The 1,229-nt window shown below is 60.2% G+C and carries 1 protein-coding gene; it reads left to right on the forward strand.

Translation table 11 applies throughout. The features are described from left to right. Positions 1-65 precede the first annotated feature (65 nt). A protein-coding gene (locus tag ABIE62_RS14685; RefSeq protein ID WP_454184825.1) for an IS3 family transposase occupies positions 66-1,192 on the forward strand; the annotation gives its coding sequence in 2 pieces (ribosomal slippage) (positions 66-306 and positions 306-1,192; 1,128 coding nt in all). Positions 1,193-1,229: the final 37 nt, after the last annotated feature.

Genomic DNA, 1,229 nt, shown 5'->3' on the forward strand with positions numbered 1-1,229 from the left:
TGGACTTGTAACGGTTTTGTGCCGGTCACCTGAGCGTTTAGAGCTCGCAACAGGAGACCGACGAGATGATGAAGCATTCCGAAGAGTTTAAGCAGGAGGCGGTGCGGATCGCGCTGACCAGCGGGCTATCGCGTGGGCGTGTGGCCAAGGATTTGGGCATTGGTAAATCGACGCTGGGCAAGTGGCTGGCGCAGTATCGGCCAGCTGATCTGGTGTCAGCGCCGCAGGCAGATCTGGCCCGCGAGAACGAACGGCTTCGCCTTGAGAACCGCGTGCTCAAGGAGGAGAGGGACATCCTAAAAAAGGCCACGCAGTTCTTCGCGAGCCAGCGGCCGTGAGGTTCGCGTTCGTGGAGAGCTGGCGTCATGTCTGGCCGGTCGAGACGATCTGCCGGGTGATGCAGATCAGCACGCGTGGCTATCGTTCGTGGCGATCACGACCGGTCAGCCAGCGTTCCCGGACAGACATGGCAGTGCTGGCCCATATCCGGGAGCAATACAGCCTGAGCCTGGGCAGCTATGGTCGTCCGAGGATGACGATGGAACTCAAAGAGGCGGGCCTCGCTGTCGGCGAACGCCGTGTCGGGCGACTGATGAAGATCAATGGGATCAAGCCGGTCCGCACCCGCAGGCACAAGGTCACCACCGACAGCCATCATCGACTGGGTGTGGCGGCGAACTGGCTGGATGGGGATTTTGTTGCCGCTGCGCCCAACCAGAAGTGGGCTGGCGACATCACCTATATCTGGACGTTGGAAGGCTGGCTCTACCTGGCGGTCATCCTTGACCTGCACAGCAGGCGCGTCGTGGGCTGGGCCGTCAGCGACAGGATGAAGAAGGATCTGGCGATCCGTGCGCTCGATATGGCGGTGCGCCTGCGCAACCCACCGCCTGGTTGCATGTTCCATTCCGATCGCGGCAGCCAGTATTGCTCCTACGATTATCAGAAGAAGTTGCAGACCTACGGCCTGCAACCATCAATGAGTGGCAAGGGCAATTGCTACGACAACTCCGCCGTCGAGACGTTCTTCAAATCCCTGAAGGCTGAACTGATCTGGCGGCAAAAGTGGCCAACCCGACGTCAGGCGGAGGCTGCCATCTTCCAATACATCAACGGGTTCTACAACACCCGGCGCCGCCATTCGTATCTGGGCGGCATCAGCCCGCTCGCATTCGAAGCCAGGGTGGCATAGTGAGATCGGTGACCGGCGCAAAACCGTTACAAGTCCA

Origin of the sequence: Porphyrobacter sp. MBR-155 (assembly GCF_040547625.1) — a bacterium.
Lineage (GTDB): Bacteria > Pseudomonadota > Alphaproteobacteria > Sphingomonadales > Sphingomonadaceae > Erythrobacter.